This is a genomic window from Mesorhizobium sp. B2-3-11 (assembly GCF_006442215.1).
GTDB classification, from domain to species: domain Bacteria; phylum Pseudomonadota; class Alphaproteobacteria; order Rhizobiales; family Rhizobiaceae; genus Mesorhizobium; species Mesorhizobium salmacidum.
This window is the reverse complement of the sequence record NZ_VFVS01000005.1, coordinates 71,036-90,192: the sequence shown is the minus strand read 5'-3', so window position 1 is coordinate 90,192 and position 19,157 is coordinate 71,036. Positions and strand designations below refer to the sequence as shown.

Sequence of the window (19,157 nt, the reverse complement as noted above, 5' to 3'; positions counted from 1 at the left end):
GCGCGCTACTCGGCGCCGTGGTCGGCAGCGCTACGACCCCTCAGCGACGCGGCGGTGAACTCTGCCGCTACCAAGAGCACTACGGCCATATCTACCCGCATCCTGCGACGACCGCTGCTACGATGGCAATTATTCATTGAATTCGGAGCAGCGGGAAACCGGCGCATTCTGCGCCAGCTCCTTCGCGTTGTCATTCTTTTGTACGCTTTGCGGAATAGGAAGATTTTCCGGTGGGCTGGAGGAAGTCGAGAATGACAAGCCTTGCCGTCGCACTGGCGAACCGTGGAAAACAAACCGTGAAGCGGCTGCTTCGTTACGACAGTCGCAACTCGCTACGCATCCGCCAGATCGAGGCCTTCACCACATTCCTTGAAGCGGCCAACCGCAAATCGCGCGACTTGATTGAGATCTCGCCGGGCTGGAACCGCTACTGGCGCGCGCTTTGCCTACATTACCGTTCGGTCGATTTCCCCGATTTCGACATCTGCACCGATCGCACCGACCAACAATATTCCATGGTCATCGCCGACCAAGTGCGAGAAAGTTGCACGGACTAAATATCCTCCATCCCACGGCTTACTCGCGCCTGCAACAACCGATCTGAGAGGATAGCCAAATAGGCGATCGAGAGGCCGGCGATCAGGCCCATCCCGGCATCGGCCTTGCCGAGCGCGACATAGACCGCCTGCCCGAGATCGCGCGTGCCGACAAGGGCTGCGATCGCCAGCATCGACAAGGCGGCCATGATGGTCTGGTTGAGCCCCAGCATCACCACCGGCAGTGCCAGCGGCAGCTTGGCCTGCAACAATGTTTGGGTAGGCGTCGCGCCCATCTGCTCGACCGCCTCGATCACATCGACGCGCACATGCCGCAAGCCATGCTCGACGTAACGGATCGGCGGCACGATGGCGTAGAGCATGATGGCGATCAGCGCCGTGAACTCGCCGACCTTGAAGAACATCAGTGCCGGAATGAGGAAGACGAATTGCGGCATGGTCTGCAGTGCGTCGCAGATCGGCTTCAGAATGCGCGAGACGCGGTCGCTATAGGCAGCCCAGACACCAAGCGCACCGCCTATGACCAAGCAGAGCAGCACCGCCAGCGTACAGAGGTAGAGCGACTGGATGAGCTGGGGCCACAGCCCGTTGACCAGGATCAGGGTAAAGCCGGCAAGCGCGAAAAGGCCAAGCCGGATGCCCGCCACCTGTGCGGCAAGCAAGGCGATGCCGAGGATAAAGACCGGCCAGGGCAGGCCGAGGAAGCCGGTGAACAGGACCAGGCCCGCCGCCAGTGCGGCCACGCCGGCCCGCCACCCGAAGCGGTGCGCCGACAGTGCGGCGACGCCCAGGATCAGCGCGCAATATCCAGCCGTCATCGGCGGCGACAGCGCAAAACCCCAGAGTGCAGGCGTGGCGGCTCCCGAAATGCCGATCCTGAGCGGCAGCAACAGACAATAGAGGACGCTGTTGCGGATATCGTCGAAGAACCAGGCGTAGTCGCGGACCAGGCCGAGCAGCCATTGATTGACACCGCCGACCTGCATGCGCAGCCCGCCGGCTGGCAGCAAGGTCTCGACAGGCCACAAGACACGAATGGCTATCGCCAGCACGGCGGCAAGAAACAGGAATATCGCCAGCCTGCGACCGGTCATCCATGTCATGGCGGCGGTCGGTCCGGTCGGCCGTTCCCTGGCGAAGCCGATGGTCAGGCGATCGACGAGGATGGCGAGCAGTGCGATGACCAGTCCGGACAGAATGCTCTGGCCGAACTCGGCTTTGCGCATCGATGACAGCACCTCCCAGCCGATGTCCTCGAAGCCGCCAATGATGGCGGCGACAATGACCATCGAGAGCGCCGCCATCGTCGTCTGGTTGAAGCCGACGAGCATTTGCGGCAGCGCGGTCGGCACTTCGACCTGCCAGAATTGCTGGCGGCGCGTGCAGCCGCTCATCAGCCCGGCCTCGCTGATATCGGATGGCACGCGGTCGAGCCCGAGCATGGTGTTGCGCACCATCGGCGGCGTCGCATAGATGGCGCTGGCGATCAGCCCGACAACAGGGCCGAAGCCGAATAAAAGAAGCAACGGGATGAGATAGGCGAAGGCCGGCACGGTCTGCATCAGGTCGAGTGCGCCGAGCAGTGCGGGCCGCAACCCCGGTCTGCCATGACCCAGCACGCCAAGCCAAAAGCCGAGCACAATGGAGATCGGTACGGCCAGCAGCACCAGCGACAGCGTGCTCATGCTTTGCGGCCAGTAGCCGGCAAACAGGATGTAGGCGAGCGCCAGAACGGCGAAGACCGCCAGCCGAATGCCGCTCGATTTCAGCGCAAGCGCCGCGACCGCCAGCATCACCGCCGGCCACGGCAGCCATACCAGCACCAGGCGCGCGCCGCGCATGGGTGCATCGAGCACGGCGGAGAGGGCGCGGAATGCGGGCTGGACGACTGTCACGACCGTATCGGTGACCAAATTGATGGCCGGTGCGAACTGCAGCGTCCATTCCTTCGGAAATGTCACCAGCCAGGGGAAATCGGCCTTCAGCACGAGACATAATGCGGCCAGCACGATGAATGCGTACCAGGGTAGAAGCGCCGGCTCGATCGCGACCCTGGGCGAGGATCGAAACGATGCGGCTGGCGCGGTCATGGCCGTGTGCGCCTTTTCTGTTCCCGCTCCAACACGGCCAGCACGGAACCGGCGCCAAGCAGTCGTGGCGGACTGGCGCCCTCGCCCGGCACGGTGAAGGCGCCGATACCGGACGCCAGACGTGGGATCAGGTCCTCGAGGCTGGCGTCGGCAGCGATGCTCTCGTGCGGCATAGCGGCTCCGTTCGCCGGCGCCGCCAGATCGCCCGCCTTGATGACGCGCAGCAGCGGCATGTCCTCGGTGAACTGCGCCACATAGCCGTCGGCGGGATTGAGCACGATATCGGCAGGGCGGCCGATCTGAACGATCTTGCCGGCGCGCATGATGGCCAACCGGTCGGCCAGCCGGAAGGCCTCGGCCATGTCGTGGGTGATGAAGACGATGGTTTTCTGCAGCATGCGCTGAAGGCGCAGGAACTCATCCTGCATCTGCCGCCGGATGAGCGGATCGAGCGCCGAGAACGGCTCATCGAGGAACCACAATTCCGGCCCGACGGCGAGCGAACGGGCAATGCCGACGCGTTGCTGCTGGCCACCGGAAAGCTGGTGCGGAAAAGAAGTCTCGCGGCCTTCGAGACCGACCAGCGCGATCATCTCACGGGCGCGGGCTTCGCGCTCCTTCACCGGTTTGCCTTGGATCTTCAGCGGGAACGCCACATTGCCGAGAATGGTGAGATGCGGCAGCAGGCCGAAATTCTGGAACACCATGCCCATGGCGTGGCGGCGCAGTTCGATCAGTTCCTTACCGGAGACTTTGGAGAGGTCGCGGCCGTCGAGCAGTATTTCGCCGGCGCTCGGCTCGACCAGCCGTGACAGGCAACGCACCAGCGTCGACTTGCCTGAGCCGGACAGCCCCATGATGACGAAGATCTCGCCGGTGGCGACCTCGAAAGTGGCGTCGACCACGGCCGGCAGATGCGCTTCGGCACGCAGCCGCTCGGCCAGGACGTCGGGTTCGATGATGTAGCCGCGTGAATCGAAATAATAGGCGGGACGCCGCCCATAGACCTTCCACACGTTGCGGCAGGCTAGTTTTATCTCTCGGACCGCCGCGCTCATCGTCGGCCGCCCGCACCAAGCAAGCGTCCAGTTCCCGGATCATCGGGAACCGAGCGGCAGCTATCGTCAGTGCCCGGGCAAGGCATCGGCCGAGATCACCCCTTGGCCGCGTCGACCCAGGGTTTCCACACCGCTTCGTTCTTGTCGAGCCAATCCTTGACGACGGCGTCGAGGTCCTTGCCCTGCTTGTCGACCGCCAGCATCATCTTCTGCTGCTCGGTGGCATCCATCTTGAATGCCTCGAGGAAGGCATAGGCGGCAGGCCATTTGGCGCCGAAGCCGGACCAGACGATCTTGTCGACATCGGGTGGCGTGATGCAATGTTCGTTGGTCTTGTCTTTACAGGGCGGCATGGTGATCCAGCCGACATCGTTTTCGGCCAGCGCGTAGTGCGGCCCCCAGAACATCATCACCAGCGGCGACTTGGCGGCTTCCGAGGCCTCGAGTTCGGCGACCAGCGCGCCTTCCGAGCCGGCCGGCACGGCGGTGTACTGCATGTTGTTATCGGCCAGAATGGTCGCGGCCCGCGAACCCCAGTCGGCCGGATAGTCGAGGAAGCGGCCGTTGGGCGCGGTCTCGGGTGTCGACAGCGCCTGGATGCACTCCGGCTTGTTCAGTGCGTTCCAATCCGGCAGGCCAGGGCAGACCTTCTCCATGAACTTTGGATAAATCCAGCCCTCCCGCGTCTTCAGATCCAGCTTGCCGATGTCCTCGATCTTCTTCTCGGCCAGCACTTTCGGATAGATGTCGCCGACATTGTTCAGCCAGATCTCGACCGAGGCGCTCAGCGTGCCGTCGGCAAGGCCGGAGAATTGCGGGAAGTTGCCGGCGGTGACGTATTCGACCTTGTAGCCGAGCTTTTGAAGCAACTGCCCGGCGATGTGCGTAGACACATGCGATCCGGTCCATTCGAGCATGGCGAGCTTGATCGGCTCGTCCTTGGCGCCGAGATCGGCGGCTCTTCCCTGAGCGGTTACAGCAAGCAGAAGCGCCAGCCCGACGCCGGCGCCTTTCAAGGCAAGTGTTCTTGTCATGTCAGTTCCCCTGTCAGTTGGACTTTTTCATTCCTTACCTTTTGCCGACCTCCTCCCATGAAGGCCCGCACCCATCCAGCGCAGATGCTACCACAATGCTCCGCCGGTGATCTGTATGTTTTCCATGGTGATGCCCTTGGCGATATCCGAGCAGAGGAAGACGGCAAGTGCTGCGATCTCCTCCGGCTGCATCATGCGCCCCTGAGGATTGCCCTTCCTGAATTCATCCATGACCTCCTCGGCGCTGCGCCCCTTGCCCTCGCGCTCGACCACCTGCGCCACATTGCGGCGCATCAGTTCGGTCTCTACCCAGGTCGGGCTGATCATGACGCAGGTAACACCGTGCGCGGCGCCTTCCAGAGCCACGCAACGCGTCAGGCCGAGCAGGCCGGCCTTGGAGGCGCAGTAGGCCGGATTGTCCTTCCAGCCGACCGTAGCGGCGGTCGAGCCGATGTTGACGATGCGGCCCCAGCCGCGCCCGATCATGCCTGGCAGCACAGCGCGGGTGGCTCGGAAGGCGCCTGTCAGGTTGGTGTCGACGATCTTGTCCCACAACGCGTCGGAATGACCGCAGACGGGTTGCTCGGCCGTTGTGCCGGCGGCGTTGACCAGAATGTCGGCGGGACCGATCACGGCTTCAGCCTCGGCGGCGAAAAGGTTGGTAATCTCGCTGTCTCGCACATCGAGATGGGCGGCGTGAACCCTGGTGCCATGGACCGACAGGGCCGAACGCACGCGCTCGATCTCGCCGGCGCCGGGATAATAGGCGGCATCGGATTTGTCAGCGCCTGCGGGGGCGATGTAGGAGCCGACGGCGACGTTGGCGCCGGCCCTTGCCAAGGCGGTGGCAATCGCAAAACCCATTCCGGAGAACCCGCCGGTGACGATCGCGCTGCGACCGGAAAGGTTTGTCATCAGGCGAGATCTCCACAAGGTTTGGTGCGGGCGGCAAGGCCCGGCGGGAATTCACACGGCAAGATACCCTCCATCGACGACCATCTCGGAGCCAGTGACGAATTTCGATTCATCCGAAGCGAGGTAGAGGACCATGTAGGCGATGTCGTTGGGCTCGCCGAGGAAGCCGATCGGATGGCGTGACAGCGCTTTGGCCTTTTCCTGGTCGAGCGTGCCGAGATCGCGCAGATAGTTTTCGGTCTGCGGCGTCCAGATGTAGCCGGGGTGGATGGAGTTGCAGCGGATGCCGTAGCGCTGTTCGGCGCAGTGGACGGCGACCGCCTTGGTCAGCGTGCGCACGCCACCCTTGGAGGCGCAATAGGCGGCAAGTTCGGCCTCGCCGATGATGCCGTCGATGGAGGACAGATTGACGATCGAACCGCCGCCAGAACGCTTCATCAGCTTGATGCCTTCCTGGCAGCCGAGGAAGACACCGTCGAGGTTGATGGCCATGGTCCGCCGCCATTCGGCAATCGTGGTGTCTTCGATGTTTTTGGCAATCGCGATGCCGGCATTGTTGACCAGAACGTCGAGCCGCCCGAACCGCTCCTCGATCGCGGCCATGACGGAAGGCCAGTCCTCCGGCTTCGAGACATCGTGGCGAAGGGCCAGTGCGTGGCCGCCCGCCTTCTCGATCTGCCTCGCCGTATCGGCGGCAAGCGCCTCATCGATGTCGCTGACGGCCAGCGTCGCGCCTTCCGCCGCCAAAAGCAGCGCGGATGCCCGCCCGAGGCCGAGACCGGCCCCGGTGACGAGCGCTATCTTGCCTCCAACGCGACCCGTTTTTGCCATCAGCTTTCCTTGTTCATCGGCTCCAGCGGCTTGCCCAGCCAGTCACGGTAGAATCCTTCGAGGTCCGGTTCGAAATCGTGCACGATGGGATAGCCAGGTGCGGCAGCCTCCACCTCGTGCATCGTGCCGCATTGCGGGCAGATGAACTCGCGGATCTCCATCCATTCGGGATCCGGCAAATCGCTGTTGGGATAGATCTCGCGCAGCGTTTCCTCGGTGTTGCGCACGATGATCGACGCCTTCAGCTTCCAGTTCTTGCGGTAGTCGCCGAAGGAGTGGCCACACTCGCACCGGGTCACCCGCTCGTCGCCGCTCTGGCAGATGAACAGATGGTCGGAGACCGGCAGCAGGATCGGGTCCTTCCAGCCGACGCGATCCTGCAGCACCGCGACATATTTGAAGAAACGGTCGTCGTCCTTGTAGGCACTCATGACGCGGCGCGTCTGTGGCCAGGGCAGCGTGCCCGCAACCAGATCGGCGATGACTTCCTTGCTGTATGAGGTCATGGTCCCTTACTCCACGCCGAAGGCCGACCTGGCGTCGACATTCCAGAAGGTTGAAAAGTCCTTGGTGAAGCGCGGCGACAGCTTGATCGCGCTGGCGTACATCTTCTTCACCTCAGGTGCGAAGTCGGCCTTTTCGACCCGGACACGCTCCTTCGCGATCCACTCCGATACCGGCCTTGCCTGGGCGAGCCGCTTCGCGCGCATCTCGGCGCGATGGCGCTTGGTGGCCTCCAGGTTAGCGACAGGATAGCCCTCGGCATCCTCATCCAGCATGATGCCGAAGATACCCTCGGCCGCCTCGCGGGTGAGATAGCCGTTCTCGACATCCGATGCAGTCTTGATCGGATCGCGCTCCAGCACGTCGCCATAGCCGCCGCCGCCATTGTAGGAATGGGTGAAGACATCGCCTGTCTTGTGCGGCGCGGTGATGTAAGGGCCTTCCATCGTCACATGCTCGCCCTGCAACCGAACTTCGAGTTCCGACCGGTGAGGGTTGGTGCCGGTATGATGCGCCAGCGGCGCCCCTTTTTCAGCCAGTTCGAAGATGTTCGAGTCGCGCACGGCGCGATGCTTCTGGCAGGTCGGCGCCGGATAGCCGCCGCACATGCCGCCATTGTCGAAGACGCGCGAGGAATGCTCGGAAGTGACCAGCCTCAGGTGGTCGGTCTTGCTGACCAGCCATGTCGACAGGAAGGAGCAGCCGCCGCGATATTTGCCGGCGCCGCCCGAATTGGGAACGATCGAACGGCCGATATAGACCATCGGCATGTTCTGTTCCCAGATCTCGATGTTGCCCATGTCGGATTCCGGGTTCCAGCCGACATAAGCGGTGTCGAGCCCATCCTTGACGGCCAGCGCGCCGGACCCGGCGGCCGCGCATTCGAAATGCGCCATGCCGAACAGCGAGCCGTACTGGCTGGTGCCGCCCATCTCAATCATCGGGCTGTTGACCTGGCCGACGAAGGCTTCCTCGACGAAACCGCGGGCGATAAAAGAGCGCGACAGCAGCCGTTGGAACACGCCATAGGCCGGCAGCAGCAAAGCCCACGAGGTGGCGGTCGCCACCATCTCATTGTCGGGATTGGTCCAGGTGCCATGCGGCAGCTTCAGTTCGGTGGCCATCCAGGCGCCGTCATTGACCAGACCCTCGAAATTCATGTGCTGGGTCAGAGTAACGAACATGCCGCCGTCCATGCCGGCAGGCGTGCAGTTCATCGAGTGGTAACCCCAGGGCTGCGTGCCCTCGAAGTCCATGATGATCTTGCCGTCTGTCGTGATCTCCATCTCGATCGGCATATTGTAGAGCCAGTCCGGATCGCCGAGCGGCTGATAGCCCGGCTTGCCGGCGGTGACATGGCCATAGAAGGTGTGGCCGCGATAGATGCCGGGCACCGTCAACTGGCGTGTGCGGGCAAGTTGGGCGCGGCGGCCTTCCTCGATGAACTCCTTCGAGATCTTCATCCAGTAGTCGAGGCCGATCTCGTCGATCAGCGCCTTAACGCTTTCGCGCATGTCGATGCAGGAGGCGACCTTGGCCTTCTCGTCCAGCACCCAATAGATGGGCATGCGCAGATTGCGCTCGCAGCGGATCACATAATCGCGCCGCAACTCATCGTTCTGGCCGACCTTCTCGGCGCAGACGAACAGGCCCTCGGTGAAACGCTCCTGTGCCAGCGCCACGTCGCCGCCGGGCGTGATGCCGCCGGCTTCGAGTTCGTGGCAGACGGCACCGGCCCAGCCGACCAGCTTGCCGGAATGGAAGATCGGCACCACGTCCATCACGTCGGGCACCTGCACGGTGCCGATGAAGGCGTCGTTGTTGGCGAAGATGTCGCCGTCGACAATGCCGGGGTTTTCCTCATAGCCGTTTTTGATCATCCATTTGATGAACCGGCTCATCGTGTGCACATGCACCATGATGCCGTTGGAGAGCGCGATCGCATCGCCTTCCGGCGTGTAGATGGCGACCACCATCTCGCCGACCTCGCGCACGCCGGGCGAGGCCGAGATGCGGCGCGCCATTTCGCGTGCCGACACGCAGTAGGCGCGCAGCTTGGTGTGCAGCGTCTCGAATTTCAGCGGATCCTGGTTGCGCAGCGAAAGTTCCGTGATGCCGTCATAGCAGCCGGTCTCTTCCATGAGCCGTTCGGATTCGATCAGCCGCTCGCGGATGCGCAGGGCGGAAGCGGGTTTGTCCAGCATGGCGTTCGCCCCTTCTCAAGCGTGGGTGTAGTGCAGCAGCGTCCACTCATCGACATGGACACGGTCTTGCGGATGGACGACGAGCGTCGTGGCGGGGTGTTCGATGATGGCCGGGCCGATCACCTCGTGGCCGGGCTGGAGCAGGTCCATCTCGTAGAGATTGGCCTTGTGCCAGCGGCCGCCGATATAGGCCTCGCGCACACCCTTATGGGCCGACGCCGGGTCGGACTTGCCGAGGGGACGCTTGAGCAGCACCGGCTTGACCTTGTCGGCAGTGGCGATCAGTCCGAGCTCGGTGATCGAGAAGCCGGCCTCGCCGTAGCGCGACACGCGATGGTTGACCTTTGCGTAGACCGCCTCGAATTCGTCGATCACCTTGCGCATGTCGTCGGCCGAGTTGATGGCCGACAGCGGCGCCATCACCTCGACGTCCTCAAGCTGGCCGGTATAGCGCATCATAAGGAACGGCACGGTCTTGACCTTGTCCCTGCTATGGCCATCGGCGATCATCTCGTCGACCGCCGCCTTGGTGAGATCGTCCCAGATGCCGGTGACTTTCGTTCCGAAGGCCGCCAGCTGATCATCGCTCGCGCGTGTGCCGATGTCGATCTGCGTCGACACCGAATGCCGGCGCATGAAATCCGCCGTGGTGCAGCCGAAGGCGGAGAAGGCGGCGGCGAACTGGAAGGTGATGATGTCCTTGAAGCCGATGCCGCGCGAGCAGCCGGCCAGGTGCAGCGGACCCGAGCCGCCATAGGAGAGCAGCGTGAACTCCGACGGATGGATGCCCTGGCCCGAGATGACGCGGCGGAGCGCGTTGTTGGCGTCGGCTTCCAGCATGTCGATCATGCCTTCGGCTGCTTCCTCGATGCCGACGCCAAGCACGCGGGCGCATTTCTCCTCGAAGGCCTTGCGCGCCTTCTCGACCTGCAGCACGACCTTGCCGCCCAGGAAATAATGCGGGTTGAGACGGCCGAGGATGGCGTCGCAATCGGCGATGGTGGGTTCGGTGCCGCCCTTGGCGAAGCAGATCGGGCCAGGGTCGGAACCGGCGCTTTCCGGCCCGAGCGAGACCTTTTTCGTGAGCGGATCGACCTTGAGGATCATGCCGGCGCCGGCGCCGATCGTGTCGAGGTGCAGCGTCGGCACGTTGAGCTTGAAACGGTCCATCAGCGGCTCGTTCTCGATCCGCGTCTGGCCGCGCGTGATGACGCCCATGTCGAAGGAGGTGCCACCCATGTCCGAACAAATCAGCGAGTCGTTGCCGATCAGCTTGCCGACATAGGCCGCGCCTAGGATGCCGCCGATCGGCCCGGAGATCATCGTCTCGTGCAGGCGTGGATGATTGATCGAGGTCAGGCCGCCGAAGGAGAGCAGGGTCTGCACACCATACTTGAAGCCGTATTTCTTCGAGACGTCCTCGATGCCCTTGAGCTGCTTGCGGCCACGCGAGGTGGCGTAGGCCTCGATCAGCACCGAGTTCAGCCGCGATTGTTCGCGGATCACCGGGCGCACCTCATGGCTGGTGTAGACAAGGATGTCGGCGCCGGCAGCGGCGATCTCCTCACGGCAGATTTCGGCGATGCGCTTCTCATGCGCCGGATTGACGTGCGAGAAGACGGTCATGATGCAGATCGCCTCGACCTTGTCGGCGATCAGCCTCTTCGCGGCGGCATGCACCTCATGCTCGTAGAGCGGCAGGATGACGTCGCCGAACTGGTCGATACGCTCGGTGACGCCATGGGTGCGGCGACGCGGCACCAGCGGATCGGGATGGTGGTGAGTGACCGCGTGCAGCCGGTCGGCATAGGAATAATCCGCCCAGGCCTGCAGGCCACGGCCCATCAGGATCATATCCTCGAGGCCCTTGGTGGTGATCAGGCCAAGCTTGCGGCCGGTGCGCGACAACAGCGTGTTGAGCATGCCGGTGCCGGAGTAGAGCACCACATTGACGCCGGAGAAGAGGTCCTGCAGCGAGATGCCCCAGGCATCCGCCGCATCCTCAGCCGAGGCGAGGAAGCCTTCGGCCTCGTTCTTCGGCGTGGTCGCCGATTTGCCGATCTTGAAGTGGCCGTCCTGATCGACAAGGATGGTGTCGGTCATGGTGCCGCCGGCGTCGATGCCGATAACGATGGGATTGGTAGTGATCTGGTCCACGGGTCGCCTTCCCTTGCCGAGAGTGTCCACAGGCTAGATTCAACGGGCCAGATCGCGCCATATGCCTAAAGGCACAATGACGAGCGAAGACTCGTCGCCGACAAAGAGGCATGCGCATGGGCAACATCTGGGCGCCGCTCGCCAAAGCGATCGCCGCCACCGGCACTGACAAGCATGTCGATTGCCTGATCGACCTGATCGGCGCGGATATCGAGCACGACCTCGTCACGGTGACGCGCTACTCGACGACGCAGAAACCGGAATTCGTGAAGCACCGGCGCTTCTCGGATGAAATGGTCCGGCGCTATCTCGACAACTACTATGTGTTCGACCCGTTCTATGCCTCGTGGCGGCGCGAGCGCCGGCTGGGCATCATGCCGCTCAAGCGACTGGCGGATGAGGAGGCCAAGCGCGGCCAGTACATAGCCGGCTTCCTGGCACAGTCGGAAATCTGCGACGAGGTCGGCATCATGCTGGCCGATGGCGGCGACTGGTGCCTTGGCATCTTCCTCGATCGCTCGACCAGTTCGTTCAAGGAAAGCGAGATCGCCTTGCTGGACGAACGGCTGCCGGTGTTCGAAGCACTGCACGCGCTCGACATCAAGGCGCGCGGAGCCGAGTTTTCCCGCACCTCAGCGCCGACAAGTCCCGGCGCTTCACCGCGACAGAAACCGACAATCCCCGTTAGCCTGTGGCCGGAACTCTCGCTCAGGGAGAGGGAACTCGTGCAGCTCGTCCTGGCCGGCCACCCGACCGCCACCATCGCCGAGCGGCTCGGCATCACGGTCGGCACGGTCAAGAACCATCGCCGCCGCATCTACGACAAGCTCGACATCACCACTGAACGAGAACTGTTCCTGCAGTTCTTCCAGGATCACGAATCCGCCGCCTAATCACGGTCGATCTTGTAACCCCTGGAATCGAACTAGCAGCTGGCCGGCCGCCATAGGCGATCCAGACGTTGCGGCAGGCAAGCATGATCGGTCGCGCTTCCGTAATGGCAATGGCCCTCTTCCATCAAGGGCAAATCCCGACGACGTGCTGTCCTGATATTGCGGGTGCCAAGCTTGCCGCCTTATGCCCTCGTCGGGATTTTCATCTCAGGCTTTTGCCTTGGCATGACTCCGCGCAGGCTGCATGACCGCGCTCAGCAGCATGCCAGACAGGGCGCGCGCGGCTCATCGGGCTAGGACCTCGAACTGCCAAGATTTTTCACCTCGCTGTCGTAAGCCACCTAAAGTTCGGCCTTCACGCATCAGACGAATCTTTAGGGTGCGAAGACGCGCCTTTCTTAGCCATTTGGGCCCCCCGCATACAGTCCGCTTCTATCTGGCCTCTATCCTTAGATGTTTAGTCCCGGCATCTGGTGGAGCGGATTGAGTGTGAAGCGTTCGGGCTGAGTGGTCCACGCTTTACAAATGAATTCGTAGGGCGTGAGGCCCTTGAGGGTCTTGAGCCTGCGCGCAAAGTTGTAAGCCGTGACGAAGTCAGCAAGGTGCTGCCGGAGTTGGTCGTGGCTCTCGTAGTACAAGCGCTTGACGGTGGCATCCTTGATCGTCCGGTTCATTCGCTCGACCTGGCCGTTGGTCCATGGGTGCCTGGCCTTGGTCGTGCGATGCTCAATATCAATATCGTTCGTGGCGCAGGCATATTCGAAGGCATGAGCCCAGAAACGCTCGCCGTTGGCGATTGCCTCCTTGATGAGGGGCACGGCCGAGCCTCCGGCGCCCGGCGTGGTGAACTGGATGCCATTGTCGGTGAGCACGGTGTGGATCTTGTAGGGAACGGCTGCGATCAGCCGGAGCAGAAAGTCTCTCGAGACGGCGGTGGCACGCTGGGCGACCTGACGCTCGTCACATGGAACGACCACGAAGATCTAATAGCGAAGATCGACGATGCCCTTAGCATGCTCGGCATCGCTCCCGGCGACGGGGCGGCATTCGACCGCTCTCTCGGAATCGCGGCCAAGAAGTGGGACGGGGCCGAGGCATGGCAGATTCTCACGCCGACACGCATCCATGCCTTCGGCGCGGCCGAAATAAACCGGGTCGTCCAAGACCGTTACCGCAGCCGCGAGATCGCTAACGCGACTGACGCGCGGACGGTGTGGCCCCGTCCAATGGGCGAGCACGGCATCGTTATCCATGACAAGGTGATGCAAGTAGTCAACCGGCCGAAATGGCTGCCAAAAGGCACGGACGGCCTGGGCTTCGTTGCCAATGGCGAGATCGGGATCGTTACCCAGACATGGAAGAAGAAGGAGAAGGACGGGACCGACAAGGCCTACGTGGTGTTCTCGACGCAGCCCAAGGCCGAGTACCGCTACTTGAAGCCCGAGGTGGAGGAATGCCTTGAACTCGCGTACGCGCTCACTGTCCACAAGGCCCAAGGCAGCGACTTCGGCGCGACCGTCATCATACTTCCTCGCAGGGCCCAGACCCTATCCCGCGAGTTGCTGTACACGGCGCTCACTCGATTCCGGCAGCGGGTGATCGTGCTCGTTGAGAAGGACACTGCCATTCTCGACCAGCTGCGCAATCCCGCGTATTCGGAAACAGCCAGGCGCAGCACGTTTATGTTCGACCTCTTGATCGGCGACACGGCGGGCGACCTGCGATTACCCGAACGCTACCGGCCGGAAGGACTGATCCATCGAGCCGAGGACGGTACGCCGATGCGCTCGAAGAGCGAGGTGATCGTCTACGAGGTCTTGAAGGGCTTGGGATTGGAACCGCTCTATGAGCAGCGGCTGTACGCGCCCGGGAGCAACACGGATTACTGTTTGCCGGATTTCACAATCCAACACGCGGGACACACCTGGTACTGGGAGCACCTAGGCATGCTGGACCGACGCAAGTACCGCGAAGACTGGGAACGCAAGCAGGCCTGGTACGCACGGTGCGGCTATGCGGATTTGGTTCTGACATCGCGCGACCACCCCGGCGCGCCTGGAGGGGTGCTCTACGCGGACGAAATTCGCTCGCTTGCTTTGGCCCGGATTGTCAGGGGGGATCCGACTTCGTAGTAGGCAATGCACGGTCAGCGATGGTGGGTCAGTCCAACGCTTTGTTTCGAGAAATCGATCGGAGCGCGGTCTGCTTAAGAATTCGTCCTCAACAACGAGTGCTGAATCGTTCTCACACCACGCCGACTTGTCGTCGCTTCCGGTCGCTTAAGCACCAGTAATGGTCCAAGACTAGCGCACTTTCTGTTTGTCACTCCGACGCGAGGCCGGGAAGAACGGTCGTCAAGTCCGGCCAGGCCTTCGTCGAGGCTCGACCGCGGCCGGTGCGTACGTTGCTCAAGAACGCGACAACGCTCGGCTTCATCGACAAGAAGGTGGAGTAGACGGACACCGCCAGAATGACACTGGGCATCGGCAAAATTCGTGCTCCTCAAACAGATCCACTCGTGCGGGAATCCTTCAGGAACGAGAACGTTCCCGCCGGTGGTCGAATGCTTCCTGTCCAGTTTTCGGACGGAGGACTCGCTTGGCTTCCTTAGTCGGCATTGGAGGCCGTGCCGCAGGCACCCGCATCTTTAGCCAAGCCCTTTGCTGAAAGGCGTTTCGCAGTTCCCGAAGGTCTACGCAGGACGCTTGTCCCGCCTGCGGGCGACGGGCTGCCTATCGAAATGAGTCTGATGGGCGCCCTCATTTGCCGATGCCAACTTCAACGGTAGCGGCTTCAACCGTCAAGGATTCGACCTCGGCCACGATCTCCGTATACAGGTCGACGTTTAGCCCTTCTGCCATCACAGAAATCGCCAGCGTAGCGCGCCGTAGCATTCATTTTATTCTGCCCGCGATGCGATTTCCACCATTCACCGACAGGATAGACCGCGATATGGTCATGGCTGGCGAGGTCCATCCCATGACCTCGCCAAAGGTCGCAGTGCAGCGACCCAGCATTGGTCCCAGAAGCCAATAGCTGATTTCGCTTGTATTGTCGTTGCTCGCCTGCGCTTTGCATGATGTTTGCCGGATCTTCGTCCTGCGCCGCTTGCTGCTCGCTGAGTCGAGTGTGGAAGTCGTCTGGTGTCTCGGTACGCTTTTTCAGGTCAATGAGCGGTCTGGGCAGAGAGTCTTTCGCCGTATGCAAACCAAGACATGTGAAGACGACACAGCATGACAAAATTCAAACTGTTAAAATGCGATTTTCAGCGAATGGAGGAGTGCGGGGCGTTGCTTATTAGTGTATGCTTAAGTAGCCGACGCACCTAGGGGCCTACCGGGTGGCGTGATGTTTCCAGCGCTCGACGTTGCGGCAATCGAAGCCGGTCTGGTCGACGCAGCTGTTGATCAAACTCCGTTGGGATATGGGGCGACGAAGGAGAGGCAATGGTGCGCAACAACGTCGTCGCGATTTTTAGGTATCGCCGGCCGGGTCTCCGCATCCGGCCGCGAACGCTGTTTGCAACCGCCATCAACGTCCGCTGACTGTCATTGGGGCAATGCGGGGATCAGTCTTGGTACACCCAAAGCGAGAGCGGGGTTTTGAAGACGACTAAACTTCATTCCGACTTTTCGAGTGCTGGCTCACAGAGGACGAAAGCGAGCAGGAGCGGGTCATGGCAAACGTATCGTGGATTTTCGGTGCGACAGGGGATTGGTCGACCGCGGCGAACTGGGTGACCGGAACGGTGCCGACTTCGGCGGACGACACCTCGCTTGACAGCGTGCCTTCGGGCGCGGCGACGATCACCGGGGCGGCCGAAGCCAATTCGCTGGCCTTGGACAGCTCTTATCTCACCGACGGCGGGACGCTGACACTCGGAACCGCTCTGACCATGACGAACGGCTCCTATCTCTACTTAGATGGCGGCACCGTCGACGCCCCTTCCGGAATCTCCTTTGAAGACGACACCGCGTTAGACCACGTCGTCAATTCCGGCGGATCGAGCAGCATCGCAGGAGACGTGGGCGGCCATGGTGAGGTGGACATCAACGGGGGCAGCCTTGCCGTATCCGGCTCGATCAACGACTGGTACGTTTATGTCAATTCCGGCTCGATGACGGTGGCTGGCTCTGTGAACGACGTAATCACCAACGTTTATGGATCGCTGACGGTCGGCGGCTTGATGGATGGCTTCCTTACACATGTTTATAATTCCGGCTCGCTGACGGTCGATGGCTCACTGAGTGGAGCCGCAGCAATCGTTGATTCCGGCGGCTCGATGACCGTCGACGGCTCCGTGTCGGTCGGGATAGTAGTCAATGTTTCCGGCTCGATGACGGTCGGCGGCGCATTGAACACCGGGAACTCGTCATCCCATGTTTCCGGTTCGCTGACGGTCGGGGGCGCATTGACAGGTGGCGAAGTTGACATCGTCGGCGGCTCGCTGGAGATCGGCGGCGCGAGTTCCTCGCCGATCGTTTTCTCTAGCGGCGGCGGAACGCTCAGGCTCGACGCGCCGGCCGAGTTCACGGGCGCGATCACCGTCTCCGGCACCACTCCAACGCTCGACCTCGCCGGAGTGGCAGTCGGCGCCGTGTCCTATGACGGTTCGACGCTGACCGTGACAGAGAGCAACAACCAGCAGCTGACCTTCAGCGTTTCCGGCCGCTACGATCTCAGCGTCGACGCCGTGACCTTCAGAAGCGACGGAAACGGCGGAACGGATATCAATTGGGCGCCCACAGTTGCAGTCACGACCAGCAACGACGTCAATCTCGCGCAAAGCACCGCGACGATCACGTTCAGCTTCAGCGTCGCGCCGTCCGACTTCAGCCTGGAGCATGTCAGCGCGGTCGGCGGCACGCTGAGCGACCTGCAGCGGGTCGATGCGACGACCTACACGGCGCTGTTCACGGGCGCGGAGAGCACCGACATCAGCAATGCTGGCGTCACGGTCGACAACGCCTGGCATGATAGGTACGGCAGTGTCGGGGCGACGGGAGTGACGGCTCCATTCGTAGTCGACACGGTGAGCCCGACGGTGGCGGTATCGATCGACGGCAGCAACCTGACCCTGTCCAAGCGAGCGGGAACGGTCACTTTTTCCTTCAGCGAAGCGCCCGTCTCCTTCACGCTGGCGGATACCACCGCAATCGGCGGCTCATTGGGCAACCTGCAGAAAGTCAATGCGACGACCTACACGGCGACGTTCACCGCCGCCGCGAACACCCTGATCAACAATGCCTCGGTAGGCGTGGTCGCGAACAGCTGGCAAGAAGACAACGGCAATCCAGGGGCGGGGGACACCACAGCGAATTTCAGCGTCGACACGCTGGATCACTGGACCAACGCCGCGGGCGGAAGCTGGACCACCGCTTCGAACTGGGGGAACGGCGTTCCGGCGGCTGCTGTTGCAGCCGACATCGACCGAACCGGGACTTACGCGGTCACGATTTCCGGCGTGAGTTCCGCTTACGGGCTGCTCGTTAACGATGCTGGCGCGATCGTGTCGGACAGCAAGAACGGCGCTCTGACGCTTGCGGGGCAAGGCGGCTCCAATAGTGCGCTGACGATCTCGGCAGGCACTTTCGCGCTTGCGGGGGGCATCCTGGCTGCCGGGTCAATCTCGATCGCAAGCGGCGGCGCACTGCAGATATCGCAGTCCTATACGGGCACCGCGGCCCTGGCGGAGGCCATCACCAACAACGGCGCCATCACGCTGGCCAGTCCAACCGGGCAATCCAGCTTCGCCGTAAGCTTCAACGGCACGCTAGGCGGATCGGGAACCGTGACGGTTCAAGGCGGCGCAACCGCTGTGATCGGAAAGGCAGTCAGCGGCACAGGTTCGTTCACGCTGATGAAGAACGGCAGCCTGGAACTTGTCGCAGCGGATTCCGAGAATGTCACCTTCGCAAGCGGCTCAACAGGAACTCTCAAGCTCGATCATAGCCTGACGGCGCCTTTTGCGGGAAAGATATCCGGGTTGACGCCCAAGAACGCCATAGATCTTGCCGATCTTGCCTATTTGAAGCCAAAGAGCATGATCGTCACTTACACAGGGAACGCGACGGGCGGCGTGTTGACAGTGAGCAATGGGACGCAAAATGTCAGCCTCGATCTCCTCGGGGATTACACCCATTCCACCTGGACGCTGTCGAAAGACGCCAGCGGGGGGACGCTGGTGGTCGATCCGCCCGACCAAACTCCAAAGCTCGACCCGGATCTCGTCCCATCCAGCGCGCTTGATCTTTTGCAGGACACCTTGTGGGCGCATTCGGCTCTGGGCCTTGCGGGATACAGCGATGATATCCGGGACACGCTGGCCAGCGCGGACGCGCCCTATGGCCCAAACCTCGCACTGCTTGTGAACTATATGGCTTCCGGTTTCCCGTTGAGCAGTGACGGCTATGGCCATTCGTTGGTCAGTGGATCCGTCGCAGACGGGAACAACCAACACATGCTGCTCAGCCTACCCCAACACGGGTGAGATATATGACCAGCCCACGGGATTCGTTGGAACGAAGGGGATCTGAACACCAGCAGCGACGCTGAGAATGCCTTCAGGCCGGAAGCTCGGGCAGCGACGGCAACCCGGAAGGCACCGACACGGTCAACTGGAGAAGCCAGGCGCCCACAGCGAACGGGGAGCTTGCGTTGTGGTGCCTCCCTTGATGTTCTGATGTTCTTCCAAGCTTCACAGGGGCGCCCCGGTAAACCCGACTGGCGGTAGCAGTACAGTTTTCCAAAGTCAGAGGACCGGTATTTCTCCTCAATCCCATGAGGCCAAGGATCACCTTCCGCGCACGAACGGATTCGCAACCATTGTCGCGGCAGGAACACTCGATCCCGAAATGACCCTGCGGCAAATTGAACATCTTCGAAAAAGGGGCGCGCTTGTAACGCCAGGGCTT

General features: G+C 62.1%; 12 protein-coding genes and 1 pseudogene. 4 read left to right on the top strand and 9 right to left on the bottom strand.

The features are described 5' to 3' along the window. The first annotated feature begins 251 nt into the window (after nt 1-251). Nucleotides 252-557, top strand: coding sequence for a hypothetical protein (locus FJ960_RS09265; protein WP_348642346.1), 306 nt, complete (start codon nt 252-254; stop codon nt 555-557). Here FJ960_RS09265 and FJ960_RS09260 read toward each other — a convergent pair. The 8 genes from FJ960_RS09260 to FJ960_RS09225 form a co-directional block, all read right to left on the bottom strand. Next, nucleotides 554-2,647 carry an ABC transporter permease subunit gene (locus FJ960_RS09260; protein ID WP_140713382.1) on the bottom strand — a complete coding sequence of 698 codons (2,094 nt, stop codon included), beginning with the start codon at nt 2,645-2,647 and terminating at the stop codon, nt 554-556. The genes FJ960_RS09265 and FJ960_RS09260 overlap by 4 nt on opposite strands. Continuing rightward, nucleotides 2,644-3,705: a betaine/proline/choline family ABC transporter ATP-binding protein gene (locus FJ960_RS09255; RefSeq protein WP_140713380.1), complete on the bottom strand. Its 1,062-nt coding sequence runs from the start codon at nt 3,703-3,705 to the stop codon at nt 2,644-2,646. Before FJ960_RS09255 ends, FJ960_RS09260 begins: the two co-directional genes overlap by 4 nt. 95 nt (nt 3,706-3,800) lie before the next feature. Beyond that, the gene (locus FJ960_RS09250; RefSeq protein ID WP_140713378.1) at nt 3,801-4,739 is read right to left on the bottom strand and encodes an ABC transporter substrate-binding protein; all 939 of its coding nucleotides are present in this window, start codon (nt 4,737-4,739) and stop codon (nt 3,801-3,803) included. Between the two features lie 87 nt (nt 4,740-4,826). After that, a complete protein-coding gene (locus FJ960_RS09245) occupies nt 4,827-5,654 on the bottom strand; it encodes an SDR family oxidoreductase (protein ID WP_140713376.1) in 828 nt (275 codons plus the stop codon). A 51-nt stretch (nt 5,655-5,705) separates the two neighbouring features. Continuing rightward, nucleotides 5,706-6,485: a glucose 1-dehydrogenase gene (locus FJ960_RS09240; protein WP_140713374.1), complete on the bottom strand. Its 780-nt coding sequence runs from the start codon at nt 6,483-6,485 to the stop codon at nt 5,706-5,708. Further along, complete coding sequence (locus tag FJ960_RS09235; RefSeq protein ID WP_140713372.1) at nt 6,485-6,991, bottom strand: acetone carboxylase subunit gamma; 507 nt, start codon at nt 6,989-6,991, stop codon at nt 6,485-6,487. Before FJ960_RS09235 ends, FJ960_RS09240 begins: the two co-directional genes overlap by 1 nt. Before the next feature lie 6 nt (nt 6,992-6,997). Then, complete coding sequence (locus FJ960_RS09230) at nt 6,998-9,193, bottom strand: hydantoinase B/oxoprolinase family protein (protein WP_140713370.1); 2,196 nt, start codon at nt 9,191-9,193, stop codon at nt 6,998-7,000. A gap of 15 nt (nt 9,194-9,208) precedes the next feature. Beyond that, on the bottom strand, nt 9,209-11,350 hold the full coding sequence (locus FJ960_RS09225) for a hydantoinase/oxoprolinase family protein (RefSeq protein WP_140713368.1): 2,142 nt from the start codon (nt 11,348-11,350) through the stop codon (nt 9,209-9,211). Nucleotides 11,351-11,460: 110 nt separating this feature from the next. On the opposite strand from FJ960_RS09225, the gene FJ960_RS09220 reads away from it, so the two are divergent. Then, nucleotides 11,461-12,243, top strand: a complete 783-nt coding sequence (locus FJ960_RS09220) for a helix-turn-helix transcriptional regulator (protein WP_140713366.1) — start codon at nt 11,461-11,463, stop codon at nt 12,241-12,243. A 449-nt stretch (nt 12,244-12,692) separates the two neighbouring features. Here the strand turns inward: FJ960_RS09220 and FJ960_RS09215 are convergent. Next, nucleotides 12,693-13,196: pseudogene (locus FJ960_RS09215) on the bottom strand (integrase core domain-containing protein); the annotation flags it as partial. Between the two features lie 60 nt (nt 13,197-13,256). On the opposite strand from FJ960_RS09215, the gene FJ960_RS09210 reads away from it, so the two are divergent. Beyond that, nucleotides 13,257-14,375 (top strand): ATP-dependent RecD-like DNA helicase, encoded by a 1,119-nt coding sequence (locus FJ960_RS09210; RefSeq protein ID WP_140713364.1) that lies wholly within the window; start codon nt 13,257-13,259, stop codon nt 14,373-14,375. A 1,544-nt stretch (nt 14,376-15,919) separates the two neighbouring features. Then, nucleotides 15,920-18,733: an Ig-like domain-containing protein gene (locus FJ960_RS09205; RefSeq protein WP_140713362.1), complete on the top strand. Its 2,814-nt coding sequence runs from the start codon at nt 15,920-15,922 to the stop codon at nt 18,731-18,733. Nucleotides 18,734-19,157 lie beyond the last annotated feature (424 nt).